Annotated in this window: 20 protein-coding genes and 1 pseudogene; 9 read left to right on the forward strand and 12 right to left on the reverse strand. The window is 69.4% G+C overall.

Translation table 11 applies throughout. The features are described 5' to 3' along the window. The first annotated feature begins 92 nt into the window (after positions 1-92). Positions 93-485: a restriction endonuclease gene (locus tag ACZ4QV_RS35125; RefSeq protein WP_467763967.1), complete on the forward strand. Its 393-nt coding sequence runs from the start codon at positions 93-95 to the stop codon at positions 483-485. A gap of 107 nt (positions 486-592) precedes the next feature. Beyond that, positions 593-1177, forward strand: coding sequence for a hypothetical protein (locus ACZ4QV_RS35130; protein ID WP_361615071.1), 585 nt, complete (start codon positions 593-595; stop codon positions 1175-1177). On the opposite strand, the gene ACZ4QV_RS35135 is transcribed toward ACZ4QV_RS35130, so the two are convergent. After that, on the reverse strand, positions 1128-1421 hold the full coding sequence (locus tag ACZ4QV_RS35135; RefSeq protein WP_361615073.1) for a hypothetical protein: 294 nt from the start codon (positions 1419-1421) through the stop codon (positions 1128-1130). The two genes, ACZ4QV_RS35130 and ACZ4QV_RS35135, sit on opposite strands and share 50 nt — an antisense overlap. A 111-nt stretch (positions 1422-1532) precedes the next feature. Here ACZ4QV_RS35135 and ACZ4QV_RS35140 point away from each other — a divergent pair, with 111 nt between their 5' ends. From ACZ4QV_RS35140 to ACZ4QV_RS35155, 4 genes are all read left to right on the forward strand, one after another. Beyond that, on the forward strand, positions 1533-2099 hold the full coding sequence (locus ACZ4QV_RS35140) for a hypothetical protein (protein WP_361615075.1): 567 nt from the start codon (positions 1533-1535) through the stop codon (positions 2097-2099). Positions 2100-2310: 211 nt separating this feature from the next. After that, the gene (locus ACZ4QV_RS35145; RefSeq protein ID WP_361615078.1) at positions 2311-2541 is read left to right on the forward strand and encodes a hypothetical protein; all 231 of its coding nucleotides are present in this window, start codon (positions 2311-2313) and stop codon (positions 2539-2541) included. A 91-nt stretch (positions 2542-2632) separates the two neighbouring features. After that, entirely contained in the window at positions 2633-2854 is a 222-nt protein-coding gene (locus ACZ4QV_RS35150; protein ID WP_361615080.1) for a DUF6207 family protein, read from the forward strand. Between the two features lie 385 nt (positions 2855-3239). Then, complete coding sequence (locus ACZ4QV_RS35155) at positions 3240-4001, forward strand: site-specific integrase (RefSeq protein ID WP_361615082.1); 762 nt, start codon at positions 3240-3242, stop codon at positions 3999-4001. On the opposite strand, the gene ACZ4QV_RS35160 is transcribed toward ACZ4QV_RS35155, so the two are convergent. From ACZ4QV_RS35160 to ACZ4QV_RS35170, 3 genes are all read right to left on the reverse strand, one after another. Continuing rightward, positions 3952-4980, reverse strand: a complete 1029-nt coding sequence (locus tag ACZ4QV_RS35160; protein WP_361615085.1) for a serine hydrolase domain-containing protein — start codon at positions 4978-4980, stop codon at positions 3952-3954. The genes ACZ4QV_RS35155 and ACZ4QV_RS35160 overlap by 50 nt on opposite strands. A gap of 5 nt (positions 4981-4985) precedes the next feature. Further along, positions 4986-5126 carry a hypothetical protein gene (locus ACZ4QV_RS35165; protein ID WP_361615087.1) on the reverse strand — a complete coding sequence of 47 codons (141 nt, stop codon included), beginning with the start codon at positions 5124-5126 and terminating at the stop codon, positions 4986-4988. Positions 5127-5940: 814 nt separating this feature from the next. Then, entirely contained in the window at positions 5941-6408 is a 468-nt protein-coding gene (locus tag ACZ4QV_RS35170; RefSeq protein WP_361615090.1) for a DUF6326 family protein, read from the reverse strand. Between the two features lie 159 nt (positions 6409-6567). On the opposite strand from ACZ4QV_RS35170, the gene ACZ4QV_RS35175 reads away from it, so the two are divergent. The 3 genes from ACZ4QV_RS35175 to ACZ4QV_RS35185 all read left to right on the forward strand — a co-directional run bounded on the left by ACZ4QV_RS35175 (position 6568) and on the right by ACZ4QV_RS35185 (position 10258). Continuing rightward, positions 6568-7710, forward strand: coding sequence for a sensor histidine kinase (locus ACZ4QV_RS35175; protein WP_361615093.1), 1143 nt, complete (start codon positions 6568-6570; stop codon positions 7708-7710). After that, positions 7707-8363 (forward strand): response regulator transcription factor, encoded by a 657-nt coding sequence (locus ACZ4QV_RS35180; protein WP_361615095.1) that lies wholly within the window; start codon positions 7707-7709, stop codon positions 8361-8363. Before ACZ4QV_RS35175 ends, ACZ4QV_RS35180 begins: the two co-directional genes overlap by 4 nt. A 137-nt stretch (positions 8364-8500) precedes the next feature. After that, positions 8501-10258: an IS1182 family transposase gene (locus ACZ4QV_RS35185; protein WP_467763968.1), complete on the forward strand. Its 1758-nt coding sequence runs from the start codon at positions 8501-8503 to the stop codon at positions 10256-10258. 137 nt (positions 10259-10395) lie between these two features. Here the strand turns inward: ACZ4QV_RS35185 and ACZ4QV_RS35190 are convergent, their stop codons facing one another. From ACZ4QV_RS35190 to ACZ4QV_RS35225, 8 genes and pseudogenes are all read right to left on the reverse strand, one after another. After that, positions 10396-12537: a prolyl oligopeptidase family serine peptidase gene (locus ACZ4QV_RS35190; protein ID WP_467763969.1), complete on the reverse strand. Its 2142-nt coding sequence runs from the start codon at positions 12535-12537 to the stop codon at positions 10396-10398. Next, a complete protein-coding gene (locus ACZ4QV_RS35195) occupies positions 12537-13499 on the reverse strand; it encodes a phosphotransferase family protein (RefSeq protein WP_467763970.1) in 963 nt (320 codons plus the stop codon). Before ACZ4QV_RS35195 ends, ACZ4QV_RS35190 begins: the two co-directional genes overlap by 1 nt. Beyond that, positions 13496-14140: a flavoprotein gene (locus ACZ4QV_RS35200; RefSeq protein WP_467763971.1), complete on the reverse strand. Its 645-nt coding sequence runs from the start codon at positions 14138-14140 to the stop codon at positions 13496-13498. Before ACZ4QV_RS35200 ends, ACZ4QV_RS35195 begins: the two co-directional genes overlap by 4 nt. Next, on the reverse strand, positions 14133-14543 hold the full coding sequence (locus ACZ4QV_RS35205) for a hypothetical protein (RefSeq protein ID WP_467763972.1): 411 nt from the start codon (positions 14541-14543) through the stop codon (positions 14133-14135). Before ACZ4QV_RS35205 ends, ACZ4QV_RS35200 begins: the two co-directional genes overlap by 8 nt. Next, the gene (locus tag ACZ4QV_RS35210; protein ID WP_467763973.1) at positions 14540-15049 is read right to left on the reverse strand and encodes an LLM class flavin-dependent oxidoreductase; all 510 of its coding nucleotides are present in this window, start codon (positions 15047-15049) and stop codon (positions 14540-14542) included. Before ACZ4QV_RS35210 ends, ACZ4QV_RS35205 begins: the two co-directional genes overlap by 4 nt. A 183-nt stretch (positions 15050-15232) precedes the next feature. Beyond that, a complete protein-coding gene (locus tag ACZ4QV_RS35215; RefSeq protein WP_467763974.1) occupies positions 15233-15370 on the reverse strand; it encodes a hypothetical protein in 138 nt (45 codons plus the stop codon). A gap of 153 nt (positions 15371-15523) precedes the next feature. After that, positions 15524-16525 carry a T3SS effector HopA1 family protein gene (locus ACZ4QV_RS35220; RefSeq protein WP_467763975.1) on the reverse strand — a complete coding sequence of 334 codons (1002 nt, stop codon included), beginning with the start codon at positions 16523-16525 and terminating at the stop codon, positions 15524-15526. Further along, positions 16522-16911: pseudogene (locus ACZ4QV_RS35225) on the reverse strand (class V lanthionine synthetase subunit LxmK); the annotation flags it as partial. The pseudogene ACZ4QV_RS35225 and the gene ACZ4QV_RS35220, both read right to left, overlap by 4 nt.

The raw sequence follows: 16911 nt of genomic DNA on the forward strand, positions 1-16911 counted from the left end.
CCGCGCCCGCCGTACGGTCGCCTTGCGGTCAGCATCCGTCGAACGAGACCGCCGTGCCGACCGGGTCCGCGACCATGCCAGCGAGGCGAACGATGAGCAGCACGCACACGGTCCTGTACGACCCTGCCGGGCACGCCGAAGGACAGCTCCCCCTCGACCGGGACGCGCACCGGAACCTGATCCAGGCCGTGCTCGCGTGGACCGCCACCCCGAAACTGGCGGCCGCGGACCTCCAGCAGATCGCGCTGCAGCTGACGGGTGCCGCCCGGGCGGTGGCCGGTGACGTCCGCCGCGCCGCCGGCCGGCTGCCCGCCGACCACCCGGCTCTCGCCCTGGCCGACGTCGTCCTCGCCGAAGCCGACCGCCGCCTGTCCGTAGCGCCGCAAGCCACTGTGCGCTGCGCCCAGAACCGCGCCCGTCTGGTGCGCGCCCTGTACGAGCGCCTGGACCGCCTCACCGACGTCGCGCTCGCCACGAGCCCTTGAGCCGCCGCGCACCCGGACGCGACCACGGAACCCCGGGTGCGCGGCGCCGCACCACGGCCGGCCCGCCGGGCCGGGCGCGCACCACCGACACCGAAAGGGGCACCATCGTGAGCACGCTCATCCAGCCCGAAGCCGTCGCATCCCGGGCCCGGGACGTCCTGGCCACCTGGCAGGCCGACCCGGAATGGACCCGGCTGTGGAACAGCTGCGCGCAGTACAGCAGCGACTGGGATGACTTCTACGGCTACCCGATCATCCCCGACTACGACGCGGTCGCCGACGCCCCCGGCCTGTTCACCGAGACCACTCGCGTGCTGGCCCTGAAAGCCGCCATGTACGAGCTCACGGGCGGCGACGAGAAGCGCGCCGAGCTGGCCCAGCCGGTCCCGGTCGACGTCATGTCCCACGCGCTGACCGCGCAGTTCACCGTCCTCTCCCGCATCCAGGACCGCACCGGCATCCGCTTCGTGCACGCCACCGACATGGAGGAGGGGTTCGCCGGCGGCACCTGGCGGCCGGGCGACTTCACCCACCAGGCCTACCGCGCGGCCTTCGGCCCGGTGAACGAGCGGTACTGGATCGACGCGGAGGAGACCGAGCGGCGCCGGAAGGCCCTTGATGAGGTCTACGCCCGCATCGGCGTCACCGAGCGCGGAAGGAAGGCAGCCATTTTCTCCGCCGCCGCGGCGTAGCTTCCGGCTCGGCTGCCGGGGCGTCCTTCGGCGGGGGCGCGATCCGGTCCGGCTCCAGCCCCACCTTGTGCGGGTGCACGCACGCCGGAGTCCGGTCGGCGGTGTAGCGGTAGCCGTCGGCCGGATCGAACGGGCACTCCCAGGACGGCCGGTCGAACACGATGAACGCATCGCGCGGCAGCCGCTTCGACGGACAGATCCCACACGCCGGATGATCCTCGCCCTGGGCGAAAGGCTCGCTCATACCCAGCACCGTAGTGGCCCGGCCGCCCGTGCCAGGCCACAACCACCCGAACGAGAAGGTGCCTTCGCGCCCGGGCAGAGACGGTCAAAAGCAGGGTTTACGGTGTACGGCATGGCTGATGGGGAGCAGGGCCAGGGGCGGGCGCCGGAGTCGACGTGGGAGCACTGCGCGGGCTGGGGCGCACTGATGATTTCTTATCTGGAGGAGGCCGGCCGCCCGGCGCCCAGCGAGGAGTGGGCGCTGACCTTGGCCGATCCGGACCGGCGCTTGGTCAACGCACTGTTGGCGGCCGCCATCTATGAGCAGGCGACGGTATCGGTGCTGGCGGGTGCGGAAACCGAGCGGGTGCTGCTGTGTGCGCCGGAGGGGCGCGGGGTGACGGGCCTGCTGGCGAGGCGGGCTCTGGAGTGTGTCCGGGGCGTACCTGACACCGAGGCCACCGAGCGGGGCCGGATCGAGCGGATCATGCTGGTCGAGAACGCGGGCCGTGCGTCCGGCCGTGACCTGTGGGGTCGCGTCCTGCGCGTCACCCAAGGGGTGGCCGCGGCAGTGGCGCGGGATGTCGCGGGTCAGCGGTACTGGGAGACCGAGGCACCGCTGAGCGCTGTCGCGTCGCTCTACCGGCGGATGCTTCAGCACCGCGATATCGCCGACGCTCTCGGTGATCACGACTACTGACCGCAGTGTGCTGCCGGCGCCCGAGTCTCGGGGCGCACCTCGGGCGCCGGCAACAGGGACGCCGCTTCATCCCACTCCAGTCCACCGTGTCCGGCGCTCTGCCGCGCGGGACGCTACGCCGTACGGCACGGGGCACGGCACGTACCGGTGGGGTCCCGCCGCCGGCCCGGCTCAGCATGCGCGCACGCCGGGCCGGCTGCACGGTGGGGTGATGGACGACGCTTCCACGCTCAGGGTGATCGTGCAGCCGCCGGTCCCGGTCGGCGGGCGGCGGGTCCGCGTGGACGGCACCGTCCTGGGCATCGCCTACGGTCCGGCCGACGTGCGGGAATTTCTGCGGCGCGCGGGAGCCGACCCGGACCAGGTCGACCTGGACGGCCCGGGCATCGAGTGGCGCGGCGGCGGCCCGGACGTCTGGTCCCTGCCCGGCGGCGCCGCATAACGGCACGCCGCGCCGGGACGGTGTGCCGCCCGTCCGGGTGATCTGCCGCCGCCGGGCGAACCGCGTCCGGCCCGTGGTGGTCTGGTTGGTTATGAAGCCGATCAGTGAGGTGCAGATCGCCGGGCCGGGTCTGGCCGCGGTGGACGTGGTGGCCGGTGATGAGGAGACCGCGGCTGCGGCTGTCCAGGCGTTGTGCGCGCTGTGGTGGTCCAGCGGCCCGTCGCGGCCGTGGCGGGTCCCCGGCCAGGCCGGTGTCCGGATGCGGGCCTATGTGGACATCCGGCGGGAGCCGGACGGGACGCCCTGCGTCTGACGCGGGGGAGTGGACTCACCGATGGGGTAGGGCTGATGCGTGCCACCGTTCTCCCTTCCCGCCGCCCTCGCCCTGTCGCGCCCCGTCGACAAGATCCGCACCGGGCCGGGGTGGGCGGTGGAGGCCAAGCTCGATGGTTCTCCAGACACTCACATGTGTCTCATCTGATGCCGCCGTAGCTTCCTGAGCAGTGGCTCCGTTAGCGCCGATGTCGGGTTCTTCGGAACCGCGTTGCGATCCACGGAGCCGCGGTGCAGTTGTTCTTCACGGACAGGCGCAAGGTCTGGAAGGTCGGCGAGGTCGCCGGTCTGGGGCATGTCGAGCTGTCTGATCTGTTCGAGCGGCGTCGGGTTTCTGCGGGACACCGATCCTGCTCGATGAGGCGATGCGGCCGGTGGAGCCGGTGTCGTCGTGGTTCCGGTCGCTGGCTCTGGATCGCAGGGATCCGAAGACGATGCGGGCGTACGCCTACTCGGTGCTGATGCTGATCAATTTTCTGCGGGCGCGGGGGGCTGATCTGCGGTCGGCCACGGAGGCGGACCTCAAGGAGTTCCGCCTGTGGCGTCAGCAGGAGGCGTCGAAGACGGTTCAGGGGGCGTCCTGGGACCGGGGCGCCGCCGCGATCGGCGGTCTGTACGCCTTCTTGAAGGACATCGGCTTCGTGGACGCCCGGCCCTGGCGGCCGACCGGCCGCAGCGTGTCGCTGGGGACGGGGACCAGCCGTGATCTGCGGGTGCGGCACATGGAGCTGGAGCAGTACCTGTACTGCCGGGACGTGGGGTTCGGCGGGCTCGCCCCGGATGCGGGACTGGATGAGACCTTCCGCGGCTGGCGGCCGCACCGCAACCGGGCGGCCTGCGAGCTCGCGCTGATGACCGGGATGCGGATCCAGGAGTGGTCCACGCTGCTGCTGCCCGAGCTCGGCCTGACGGCTGGCTGGCGCCCGCCGACGGCGACCGTCGACCTCGCCGAGTGCGCGAAGTACAACAGCCCGCGGTCCGTCTACGTCCCGGCGGACGCGATGGAACTTCTGGACCCCTACCTGCGGGTTTGCCGGCGGAGGGTGTGTCAAACCTGTCGGTGTGGGCTGCCCCCGGTCAGGCGCCGGTGGCGGGCGGGACGGGGTCCGGACCGGCGGCGGAGTTGATGATCTGTGCGAGCAGGTTGAGGCCGGGACGGTCCACGGGTCGGGTGTTGGCGTTGAGGATGACGACTGCGGCTCGGTGTTTGGGGGCTATGGCCAGCAGGCTGCGGAAGCCGCCGGTACCGCCGGTGTGGAACAGGATCCGGTGCTGGCTGCGGGGCAGGTTGGCCGAGATCCAGCCGGGATGGATGGCGGTTCTGGCATTGATGCGGTGGGTGGTGGTGTGGGTGAGAGCGATGGCTTCGGCGAGTTCTTCGGGTGCGGGGCCGATCTGGGCGTGGGCCAGCGTGAGCAGGTCTGGCACGGTGGAGTGCAGGCCGCCGGCGCCGGCGAGGGCGGCCAGGTGCCAGGGTGGGCGTGGGCGTCCGGTGCGAGAGTGGCCGGCGGTCAGTCGTGCGGTGCGTCCGGGGTCGAGAACCACGTGAGTGTCGGTCATGCCGAGGGGTCGGCAGATCTCGGCCTGTATAAGCGTGTCGTAGTCGGTGCCGGTGTGGCGTGCCAGGGCGAATCCGAGCAGGCCGGCGCCCAAGTTGGAGTAGCGGAAGCGGGTACCGGGCACCGACCGCAAACGGGTGCGCCGTAATCCGTCCAGCAGGAGCTCGCCCGTGCAGCCGGCGTAGGGGTCCGACCGGAACAGGCCTCGCAGCAGGAGGCCTTTGGGCAACCGGGGCAGGCCGGAAGTGTGGCAGGCCAGGTGAGCCAGCTTGATGACCTCACCGCCGCGTTCCGGAGCCGTGATGTCACCGGGTAGCAGGTCGCGAAGCGGTTGGTCCAGCCCCACGGCGCCACGCACGGTCAGCTGGGCCAGGGCCAGAGCGGTGAACGTCTTGGTGACGGAACCGATCTCGAACAGCGTGCCGGGGTCCGCGCCGTGCAGTGCGGACTGCCTGCCCCGGACGGCACCCACCACGACGACGCCACGCTGGCGGGCGCCGAGCCGCTCCGCCGTGCGTCGTACCAGATCATCGAGGAGCGAGGTCATGATCGTCAGACCTCCGTCCGGCCGACCAGGCGTCGGCCGCCGTACTTCTTGTGTACGGCCTGCTTTGAGACCCCCAGCGTGTCGACACTCCCCGCTGCTCCGCCGGCATCCAGGTCGGGCACGTTCTGCTGAGGAGGTAAGGCCACGGGGCGCTCCCTTTGATCGTCTCGCGCTGATGAGGCCCTCACTATGGCGCCGACCTTCTACGCGGCGGTACGGCCAAAACCGGGCGTATTCCTGCGGCCCGTGCGGACACCTGTGCGGTGGCCGCGCCGTCCGCGCGCAGTGCCTCGGCCACATCAATGGCATCTGTGGAATCCACACCGAGGCAACGAGCGTCGACGAGCTCCCCGCCGTTCCCTAATCGCACGCCGCTGGCAGCGGGAATACCGGGGCGGAGAATCGGTTCTTCAAGGTTGAACGAGAGGACGACCACTATGACCACGCCCGCCGCCCGCCCGAGCATCGCGCTGACCTGCCCGTCCGACCAGGTCGGCCGGTGCCAGCAGCCGTGCCATCGCTACGGGTATTCCCTGAAGACTCAGCGTGTTCAAGCGTCTGGGGAGGCGTGAGTGGGCACGCGGCATGTGGTGTGGGTACCCGAGGCGGAGCGGTGGGGATCACTGCCGAGCGACGGTGTCCTTGGGCTCCGGGATCTGCCCGGGGCGGTGGCTCGGATCGGTCTGCGTCCGGGCTATCCGGTGTTCTCTCGCTGGCAGGTGCCAGTGACGCGGACGACGACATTGCCGCGCTTGGGGCCGGTGTCGACGATGTGGTGGGCCTGTGTGCACACCGATGACGTGACCTGCCGGTAGGGGCCTTGGAAGGCCCCAACGCGGCGTCCCCGTGGTAGTTGGTGTCCCACCGCCAGCAGGCCCACACCGCGGCACCCAGGCAGATGGCTCCGAACAGGACGGGGACTGAGCTTGGGTGCACGCTTGCTACTGAGCGCGAACGGTTTCACGGTCCGGGCTGGTGGCCATGGTCGCCGTGGTCGCCGACGGTGCGGGGCCAGGTCCAGGCGTACCGCAGGATGAGAGCGAGAATGATCACTTCCAGTGCGACGCCAAGGCCGTAGAAGTACGTCCAGGACTCGCCCACCGCGTTGAATGCCGCGAAGGGGACCTGTACCGAGGCCACGATGAGGTTCGTGATGCGGTTCGCCCGGGCGGGCAACGTCATCGACAGCACGACCATGAGGATCGGGATCGCCACAAGCGCGAGGAAGGCGGTCAACAACGTCTGGCTGATGTCGAACTCCCAGATGTCGCCGACCAGGATGCCATCGACGACACCGGGCTTGAAGAAGGCGAGAACGTCCACGTAGGCGTACAGGAACATGACGCCTGTCCACGCTGCGGCGAGCTTGGCTCTCACCGGGATCCGCTGGTCATCCAGTGTGGTGGTGGGGTGACGCGTTCTCATCATGGACTCCGCTGTTGTGGTGAGGATCGGTAGGTCCACGATCGCTGAGACCGGCGGCGGACACCTCCGCGTCGAGGCCGGACCCGCCTCGGCCGTCGGGAGGAGCGGCGTCTCGTTCTTTCGATCGGTCCCCGACGCCTCGGCGGTCCCTAATCTGGATGGGTGCTTACCAACGCCCTGAGCTCGCTGTGGGCCGAGCCCCGCGCCACGGACGCTCCCGAACGGGTGTCGCGCGACTGGGTGCTGGTCGGGGTGTTGATGGTGACGGCGCTGCTCGAAGGAGTCCTCCGGGACGACGTCGCCTGGCGGCCGTTCGCGACGACCGTGGCAGTCGGACTTGCACCGATGCTGCTGTGGCGGCGTACCCACCCGTTGACCTGTGTCGTGGTGGCTTTCGGCACCGCGACGGCGTTGGGACTGGCGAGCCTGCTGGGCGGGGCCCAGAGCGTGGGCCTGAACACGATGATCTACATCCTGGTGTTCGTCTACGCTCTGGTCCGCTGGGACTCAGGACGCGAGATCGTGATCGGGCTGGCGGTGGTGGCGGTCGCTGCGGTATCCGGCATTGTGACCGACTACACCGGGCCGACCGAGCTCTTCGGCGGGTTCGCCGTGCTGGCGACGGCGGCGGCGGGTGGAGCGGCGTTCCGCTACCGCGCCGAGAGCCGGCGCCGGGCGGTGGACCAGATCCGCAGCCAGGAGCGGGTCGGCCTCGCGCGCGAACTGCACGACATGATCGCCCACCACGTCTCGGCGATCGCTGTGCAGGCGCAGGCGGGCCGGGCGATCGCCGGGCAGCGACCTGAAGCGGCGCTCGAGACGCTGGCGGTCATCGAAGGGGCAGCGTCGCGGACGCTCGCGGAGATGCGGGCGATGGTCCGGGTGCTGCGCGACGGAGCGCCGGCGCAGTACGCCCCCCAGCCCGGCATTGCCGACCTGGTGTCCCTCGCCCGACGTGCCCCGGCCCCGGCCGTCGACGTGGAGTTGCCAGATGACCTGGACGAACTTCCGCCCCAGGTCGACGCGGCGGTCTACCGGCTGGCGCAAGAGGCGCTGACCAACGCCCTGCGGCACGCCCGCAACGCCTCGCGTGTGATGATCCGGGTCGTAGAGGGCGCGGGAAGGCTTCGATTACGCGTGACCGACGACGGACAGATCGACCCGGCACGGTCGGTGAACCACGGCTTCGGGCTGCTGGGGATGACCGAGCGTGTGCAGCTGCTCGGCGGCACGCTGCGTGCCGGGCCGGCGCCCGAGGGCGGGTGGACGGTCGACGCCGAACTGCCGACGAAGGTACGCCGATGACGGTGCGCGTGCTGGTGGCCGACGACCAAGATCTGGTGCGCACCGGCCTGTCGATGATCCTTGACGCGCAGCCCGACATCGAGGTCGTCGGCCAGGCCGCCGACGGCCGCACCGCCGTCGCGCTGGCGCATCGGCTCCGCCCCGACGTGTGCCTGGTCGACATCCAGATGCCCGGGCTCGACGGCATCGAGGTGACCCAGCTCCTCGCAGGGCGGGGCGTCCCGGACCCGATCGCGGTAGTGGTGATCACGACATTCGACCTCGACGAGTACGTCCACGGCGCGCTCCGGGCCGGCGCCCGAGGCTTTCTGCTCAAGGACGCCGGGCCGGAGCTGCTCGTCCAGGCCGTCCATGCCGCCGCCGTCGGCGATGCACTGATCGCGCCGAACATCACCCGGCGGCTGCTGGCCACCCTCGCCGCCAGGGAACCGCCGAGCCGGCGGACCCAACCGATCGAGCCGCTCACCGAACGCGAGGAGGAGGTGCTGACGCTGGTCGCCCGTGGCCGCACGAACGCCGAGATCGCCGACGAGCTATTCATCGGCTTGACGACCGCCAAGACCCACGTCGCCAGCCTGCTGACCAAAATCGGCGCTCGAAACAGGGTCGAGATCGCGATGTGGGCGTACGACACCGGCCGGGTGGAGCACTGAACCCAACCTGGCGTGCATGCACGACGACTGGTTCCCGGCCGGGTGGCTGCAGCGCGACGGCCTGCAGTCGTCCCTGATGCCGGCAGCGAGCTCAGCTTGACTCCGTCGGGAATCTTGGGGTTCCCCGGTGCGGCAGCATGATCAGCAGGCAGGCTCGGGCAGTGCTGCAGGCCGATCCAGCCGACGAGGTGCACGTGTCCGCCCGTCCCCGCTCCGGTGAGCAAGTCCCTTCCCTAACCGCGCAGACCGCGCGGGCGAGCAATCCGAAGGGCACGACGGCAATGTGGGTGAGAGATCGCCTGGACGTGCTGTGGTGCGACGAGGACTTCGCCGACTGGTACCCGCGCGACGGGCGGCCGGGTCTCTCGCCTGCTCAACTGGCCACCGTCTGCGTGCTGCAGTTTCTGCTCGGCCTGTCGGACCGGCAGGCCGCGGAGGCAGTCCGCTGCCGCATCGACTTCAAGTACGCCCCGGCCATGGAGCTGGACGACCCCGGTTTCCACCACAGTGTGCTGGCCGACTTCCGCGACCGTCTCGCCGAAGACGACCGTGCTGACCGCCTTCTCGACCTCGCGCTGGCCCGTCTCAAGGAGGCCGGGCTGGTGCGCGAGCGCACCACACAGCGCACCGACTCCACCCACGTCCTGGCCGCGGTGCGGGACCTGACACGCCTGGAGCTGATCACCGAGGCGGTCCGCGCCGCACTCGAAGAAGTCGCCGCCGCCTCCCCGCATCTGCTCGACGGGCTGGTCGACGCGGGCTGGGGGCTCCGCTACGGCCGGCCGGTCCGCCTGGGCAAGAACCCCACCAAGCCCAAGACCAGAATCCTGGCAACCGGAAACGACGCCGTCCGACTCCTGGAGCACCTTCACCGGCACGGAGCAGACCGCATGTCCGGCCCTCGTCTGCAGGCCCTGCGCCAGATCATGGTGCAGAACTACCACCGTGACGCCGCAGGAGAGCTGCGCTGGCGCACGGCCGAGAGGGAAGGCGGGCCCGGACTGCCGCCCTCGTCCCGGGCGATCGTCTCGCCCTACGACACCTCGGCCCGCTACGCACGGCACGGACACATCATCAGCTGGAAAGGGTTCGCCGCCCATCTGACGGAGACCTGCGCTCCGGACAGCCCCAACGTGATCACGGACGTGGCCACCACCGCGGCCACCACCCACGACAGCCAGGCCCTGCCCGGCATCCACACCCGCCTGGCCCGCCGCGGACTGCTGCCCGCCGAGCACCTGGTCGACGGCGGCTACACCTCACTGATCCACCTGGAGCGGGCCGCCCGCGAACACCAGGTCACTGTCAGCGGCCCGCTCACGGTCAACCCCACCCGCCAGCACCGCCAAGGCGACGGGTTCGGCCGGGACGACTTCCGCATCGACTACGACCGCCGCCAGGTGACCTGCCCGAACGGCCAGGTCAGCGCCGGCTGGCACGGCCCCTACCCAACCTCCGAGCTCGCCGGGGCACCCCTGATCGTCGCGCGGTTCACCCAGAGCCAGTGCCAGCCGTGCCCGGACCGCACCCGATGCACCAAAGCTCCCGCCCGGAACGTGGGCTTCCCCCCCCCGCGAGAGCTCCGCGAGCTGCAGCTCCGCGTCCGCGCCGAACAGCAGACACCCGAGTGGAAGGCCCGCTACGCGGTCCGCTCCGGGGTGGAGGGCACCGTCAACGAGATCGCCCACGGACACGGCATGCGCCGCTGCCGCTACCGCGGCCAGCCGAAAGCCCACGTGCAGCACGTCCTTACAGCCATCGCCGTGAACATCGAACGCCTCAGCAGGCAACCAGCAGCCGATTGCCTCCCACCGAGACCGCCGTCCGCCTTCCAGACCTACCTCGACCAGCACCAGATCCCCCGGCCCAGGTCCTGGCGGACCCTCGGCACCTGACCCCGCTCATCAAGATCCCCGACAGAGTCAAGCTTAGGCGGCATCCATCTGGTTCTCCAGACAGGTGTTGAAACCAACAAGGCCACGACGTCGACCATGCTCGACTTGAGCAAACGCGGGCGGCCCGCGCGGTTGGGTCAGCGCGGCAGAGGCAGGCCGGACTGCCATGCCGCGAAGGACAACTGGTCCAGGGATAGTTCGAGTGAACGGTTCATGGAACGTGGGCCGTGACCGGTGCCCGCCTCGACGCGCAGGAGCACGAGGCCTCTTCCGTCTCGTCTGGGGGTTGGGCCGGTGGCGTGTTGCAGGGCGGCGCACATCTTGCGGGCGTGCAGGGGGTCGACGACGCCGTCTCCTTCGGAGACCGTCAGGAGGACAGCGGGGTACTCTGTGCCTCGGCTGACGTGGTGATAGGGCGAGTAGCCAAGCAGCCAGTCGATTTCCTCGGGGACCGCGGCGGAGCCGTATTCCCTGGTCCAGGAGGCGCCGAGTCCGGTGTACTCGTAGCGCAGCATGTCCAGTACTGGTGCCGCGCACAGGACCGCTCGGTAGCTGTCGGGACGCTGGGTCATGGCGGCGGCGACCAGCAGGCCTCCATTGGACTCCCCACTCAGGATGAGCCGGGACGGTGTGGTCCAACCTGCGCGGCAGAGGGCGTCGGCGGCGGCGTGGAGGTCGTCGATGGATCTTTGCTTGTGGGCGCGGGCGCCCGCGCTGTGCCAGCCGGTGCCTTCCTCGCCGCCACCGCGCACATGGGCCACCGCGTAGATGCCGCCAGCTTCCACCCACGCGAACACGTCCGGTCTGTACAGGGGCTTGTAGGACAGACCGAAGCCGCCGTAGGCGTAGAGGATAGCCGGGTGGGGCCCGCTGGGATTGTCCCGGGGCGCAAGGACTGTGATGCGTACCTGTGTTCCATCGGGGGACGTGCAGGTGAGCTGGTGGGTGGAGCCGATGGTGTGTTGGGTCGGCTCGGTGCTCTGCGTATCCGTCCGTAGGCCCGGCGGGAGCGCCCACACGCTCGTGGTGTGATCCCGTGCGTCCCAGCGGAGAACGGTGATGTGGGTGAACGGGTCCGTGTAGGTGAACCAGGCCTCGTGCTGCCTGCCGCGGATCTCCCCAACCCACCCCCGGCCCGGCGTGGCGATGTCCCCGAGCTGCGCCCCCGTCTCCAGGTCGTGCACGGTGATCTCGCTAACGGTGTGACGGTTGCGAACGACCAGGAGCAGGGCTCGGTCCAGTTCCGGGCCGTCCAGGATGGTGAAGTGCTCCAACTGGGCCTGCCGGTCCTCGGCGATGAGATCCTTCCATTCGCTGGGTGAAGGGGTTCTCGCCGTTTGGAAGTCCGTGACGTCGGCGACCGCTAGCCGGCGGCGAGGGGCACCATGGTCCGTGTGCAGGTAGACGCGCCCGTGGCGGGAGATGACCGCGCGGGTGTGGGCGTCGACGCCTGTCTGCACGGGTACGAACACCGGTACCCGGCGGAAGGGCGCCGTGAGGTGGGCGATCCATACGTCGTTGTGGCCTACCGCTCCGATGGTGCGTGTCACGATCAGCCAGCGGCCGTCCGCGCTGAGACTGACGGTGTAGGAAGCTGTCCTGGGTCCCTCCTCACCGAAGATGAGTTCGTCGTCCTTGTCCGGATCCGTTCCCACGCGGTGCAGCCACACACGCCGGTGATAGTGCTCTTCCCCCGGAGGCACCTGGTGCGGTGGCAGGCGTCGTACATAGAAGAACGCTTCGCCACCGGGAAGCCAGGCGACCGGCGACCTGCGGCAGCGGTCCACAGGGCCGTCGATCACTTCGCCCGAGGCTATGTCCAGGACCCGCAAGAAGCTGCTGTCGTCGCCTGCCGTCGACGTCTGAAAGGCGAGTCTGCGGCCCTCTCGATCGAGCTGCCAGGTGTCCAGCGTGGTGCGCCCCGTCGGGTCCAGGACCACGGGATCCACCAGAATCCGTTCGGTGCCTTCTCCGTCGACGACGTGCAGGGCAGCATGTTCCTGTCCCGGCAGCCGCTGCATGAAGAACTGCTGTGCTTCGCGCCAGACGGGCGGCCCCGTAACACCGGGAGCCAGCAGCTCTTCCATGCGGGCGCGCAGCCAGGGACGGCACGGCAGAGTATCCAGGGCCTGGCGGCACAGGGCGTGCTGGGCGGCTGACCAAGAGGTGGTTTCGGGACTGTCGGATTGTTCCAGCCAGCGGTACGGGTCCGTGACCTGGTGGTGGAATAGATCTTCCACCACCTCGTGTCGGCGCGCTGTCGGATAGCGCAGGTGCATCACTGACCACTTTCCTGTTCGTCCATGAGTTCCACTATCAGTGCGACAGCGCGTCGGACCTCCTCCTCGTCCCAGATGACCAGGAGGCTCAAGTCAAGGAGGTGCAGCAGCACGCGCAGCGCGGCGGCACGTCCGACCGCGGTGTCGCCGGTCTCGCCGTATCCGCTCAGAAAGGCCTGTTCGAGCCCTTCCCAGTAGGCCTCGGGGCGGCAGAGCCGGGCGGCAAAGAACCGCATCTCCCGCAGTTCGGCGACGACCCAGCCGACGTCCCACTGCCGTGCGGTGAAGCCGATGTCCTCGCCGGTAAGTAGCGCGTGGGCGGTGCCGTGCCGTTCCGACGGCACCAGTTTCCCGAGACTGGGAGCTCCGTGGACGAGCGTGAGCGGTTCGTCGGGCGCGAGCTCACGCAGCCACGCTTCGACACGGCACCAGCGGTCCGTGCCGAGCAGCGCCCGCACCAGGCCATGCAGTTGCTCGGCGCGGCCGTGGGCCGGGGCGTCGGCCCACGCACGCAGTCGCCGCCAGGAGGGTGGGAGGGCGTAGCCGCTGCTGTCCTGGGCGGGCAGCGGGGTCGTGTGCAGCCGCCGGAGCGCGTGGCCGAACTCGTCCAGCAGGGTCTCCGTACCGTCCAGCGCCCGGCCGGTGCGCGACGGGACCATCGGGCCCAAGTGGGCCGGCGGTTTTCCCAGGGTCAGCAGCCTGGCCAAGGAGCTGCGTCCCGGCAGCAGCGGGTAGCGCAGTTGGCCATTCTGCGTACGGGGCAGGGCGCAGCGGATGCCTGTGCCGTCGGCCGGACAGGCCTCCAGGGCTCGCAGTGAGTCCAGGACCGCCGGGGGAGGTCCTTCCAGCGGCTCGGTCCGGCTGTCACCCCCTGTGCGGACCCAGGTGAAGAAGCCGCCATCAGGGTCCGCCAGCACTTCGGTGCGGACCAGTCCGCTCCCGAACTTGGCTACGACTGTCACGCCCGGCCGCCTTCGCGCGGCCCGACCGCGGAATCCGGCGGCTCCGCCGCGAGTTCGGCGTACTGCTTCTCGATCAGTTCCAGCAGGGATGGCAACGAAGCGGCCGCATTTCGTCCGATGGCTCCCGTGGTCACGCTGCGTCCCGGTTCCGGGTCGGCCACCACCACGTTGGGGCGTGTTCGCACTGCGTCTAGGTGGGAACGCATGGCATGGCTCTGAAATCCGCCTGGGGGAAGGGCAGGGGCGAGGCCGATCGAAGCGGTGCTGCACTGGAGCGCCAGCATCACCGGGGTGTCGGCCAGTCCGAGGGCGAAGCGACTGATGAAGTGGAAAGTGGCGGGGAAGACGGCCACCGCGTCTGACCACTCAGCGAGTTCCACGTGCGGGGCAGTGATCTGTGGTTCGGCGGGCCATGCATCGTGGAACAGGCGAGCGCCGCCGATCGCGGTGAGCGCGGCGGGGGCGACGAATCGGGTGGCATGCCGGGTGAGTGCCACTTTCGTCTCGATGTGCGGGTGATTCTCACGCAGCCAGCCGACCCAGCCCGGCAGTGAGCAGACGCCGAGCGCACCCGTGCCGACGAGCAGGAGCCGACGGAAGGAGTAGGAGGGCTGTACCCGCGTTTGGCCGACGTCAGGCATCAGTAGTCCTTTGCGCTTCGATGATCGTGCCGAGGGCCTCCAACGATGCGTGCATTCCGTCGACGGCCTGGATGCCGAGGGCGCTGAGTATGACTTCGTCGACGCCGGCCTTGCGGTAGGCGGACACGGTCTGTATGACTTCGTCGGCACCACCCACCGCTGCGGTACCGCTCTCGATGAGCCGGGTGACGTTCTTCGGCAGGTCGTGCCGGTCGAGCTCGATACCAGCGCGGCGGAGCATGTCGGCGTAGTGAGGTGCTCCGAGGTGGGCCTGGGTGGCTGCCTGCACAACCTGAACGTGGTCGCGGTCCGGTGCGTCGAGCGAGACGTGGACGACAGCGGCGACCCGTGGGCAGGGGCGGCCGGCTCGCTCTGCACCTGCGGCGAGCGCCGGAATGATCACCTGCGCCAGATAGGCCGGGGCGTCAGCCAGGTGATCGCGACGTCAGCCAGCTCTCCTGCGAGTTCGGCCATCCGGGGCCTGAGCACACCCAGGCCCAATTCCACCGGAGGCGTTTGCAGGGCGGTGAGCGCACCGGCCATCGTGTAGTAATCACCGGCGAGGTCGATGCGGTCTCCCGCGAGCAGGCCCCGGACGATGGTGGCGTACTCGCGCACGGCGGTGAGCGGGCTGGTGTATCCGAGCCCGCGCAACGCCCGGACGAACGGCTCTGGCCCTGCACCCAATCCGGCGACGACGGGCTGACCCGTCAGAGCGGCGAGGGAGCGGGCCTGCAGGGCAGCTTGGAAGGGGTGCCGCAGCGGCATGAGGGTCAGGCTGGTGCCCATGGGGATCCGGGCCCCAGCCCCTGCGGCGTAGGCGAGCGCGGCATGTGACTCAACGAGGATGGACTGACCGATCCACAGCCTCTCTGCTTTTCCCTGCCTGACGATTTCCGCGAAGGGCATTACTTGCTTTCCGGATACGGGCATGAAAGGAAGGAGAACTGACGTGCTCATTCTCGCCGTCATCTTTCGGGACCCGTTTCAATCGGGCCTTTTGGGTTTCGAGTTGCCGGTTGGGCGCCCGTGCGGTCGGTCGGCTGCGATTACCGCGGACCGACCGCACGGAGCAGCGGCTCAGTCGACTCGTCAGCAGTCGAAGCTGGCGGTGACGATTACCGAGACGATGGTCTGCGGCGAGGGGGCCTCGTCGGGCGTGGCCTCGTCCGTCATCTCGTTGACGTCCGCGTAGGCGTCGAAACCGGCGGCCAGCTCAATGTCGTTCATAGCTTTCTCCTTCGATCAAGAGAGATTGACTGTGCCGCGCAAGGGATCCTTGGGTTTCCCCGGTGTTTCCTTCGCGGCAGAGATGAAGCTAACTTTGACGGGGCGGCAAGACAAGATCTTCCTGATGAAACGTTGTGCAGTGGTCAACGGACTTTAAAAGCTGTCCGGGAAAAGCGGCGACGAAATATTACGCGCGGGCTCCGAGGGGTCGACGCCGGCATCGAGCAGCGCCTGCCGTACAACCTCGGACCGACTCCGGGGCATATCGTCGGGCTGGGTGGCGTGTTGGACCAGGCCCGCGGCCAGCACCCGGGACCTGTGCTCTCCGAAGCTTGTGTTTTTCATGCCGGGCCGCAGATCGGATGGTTCCCAGGCCATAGCGATACCCGGAGCGAGCGGCAAGGTGAAGGCGGAGGCGTCGGCGCCCAGGGCGATGCCTTTCAATGAGCCGATCAAGTCCCCGACGACATCTTGGCCCTCACTTCCCAAGTAGATGACGACGCCGTCACGTCGGGGGAGGCCGCCGGCGTAGGAGATGGCCTTTGCGCGGTAGGGGAGGCCATGTTCCTCCAGGCACCGCAGTGACCGCTCCCAGGCGTCCAAAACAGCAGAGGGAGTCTCGACGTGTAGGTATACCCGTAGGACAGGGCCCTGGTGGGCCAGCGGCAGCGATCCGTCGACCAGGAAGAAGCCCGGTGACAGCGACCGGCGGACGGCGGCGACGAGAACGTCGGCATCTGCTCCCGGTGCCGCCCCTCGCACCGGGCCGGTCCTGTCGACAATCCGCTCCGGGGGGACACGGACCCGGACACCCGAGAGGCGTACGACCGAGACTTCTCCGCTAGCGCTCAGGACCCGGGCCCGGTAGCGGCTGTGCCGATGCAGTACGCCGGTCGCGAGACCGGCTTCCAGGTCGCGGTCCTCCAGCACACTCTCTGATGGCTGATCTGCCTCTTCGCCCGGTTCCATCCGCCGTCTGCCAACGTGAACCAACTGGTAAAGAGCGGTGGCGAGTTGACCGGTGAGGGCGCCGGGGGTGGGAGCGGTCATCAACCTTCCACCGACCGACGCCGCCCGGGCACCAGGCTCCACCGTCACGTCGGACAGGGCCTCCTCGAGCCGGGCGGACAGCGCTTCCTGCGGCACCCTCGTCATCGCTGGAACTCCTTCAGCCCGAGCGTGGCGACGAACGCATCCGGCGTGAGAAGAGCCTTTCGCCCGATGCCTGCCATCGCGCGGGGAAGCGCAGCAAGGCGTGGTGCTGAGCGCGCGCCGGCCAACAATCTGTCAAGGAGATGCCACCCGGCGAAGGCGGTGACCCGCTCGGCCAGGCGGCTGTCGATACCGGGCTTGGTGCCGTGATAGCCGCTCCAGAACGCCGAGGCCAGCGGACGCACCTGGCCGATGCCTTCTGCCAGTCGTGTCACCATGCGGTCCCGAGACGCTGCCTGAGTCGATTCCCTGGCACTGGTCGCCGCGTCCAACAGGGTGCGGTATAGCAAGTCCCCGACGACCCCGCCGAGGTCGCGCGCAGCATCTCC

The sequence above is a fragment of the Streptomyces sp. NPDC026394 genome, assembly GCF_055567735.1.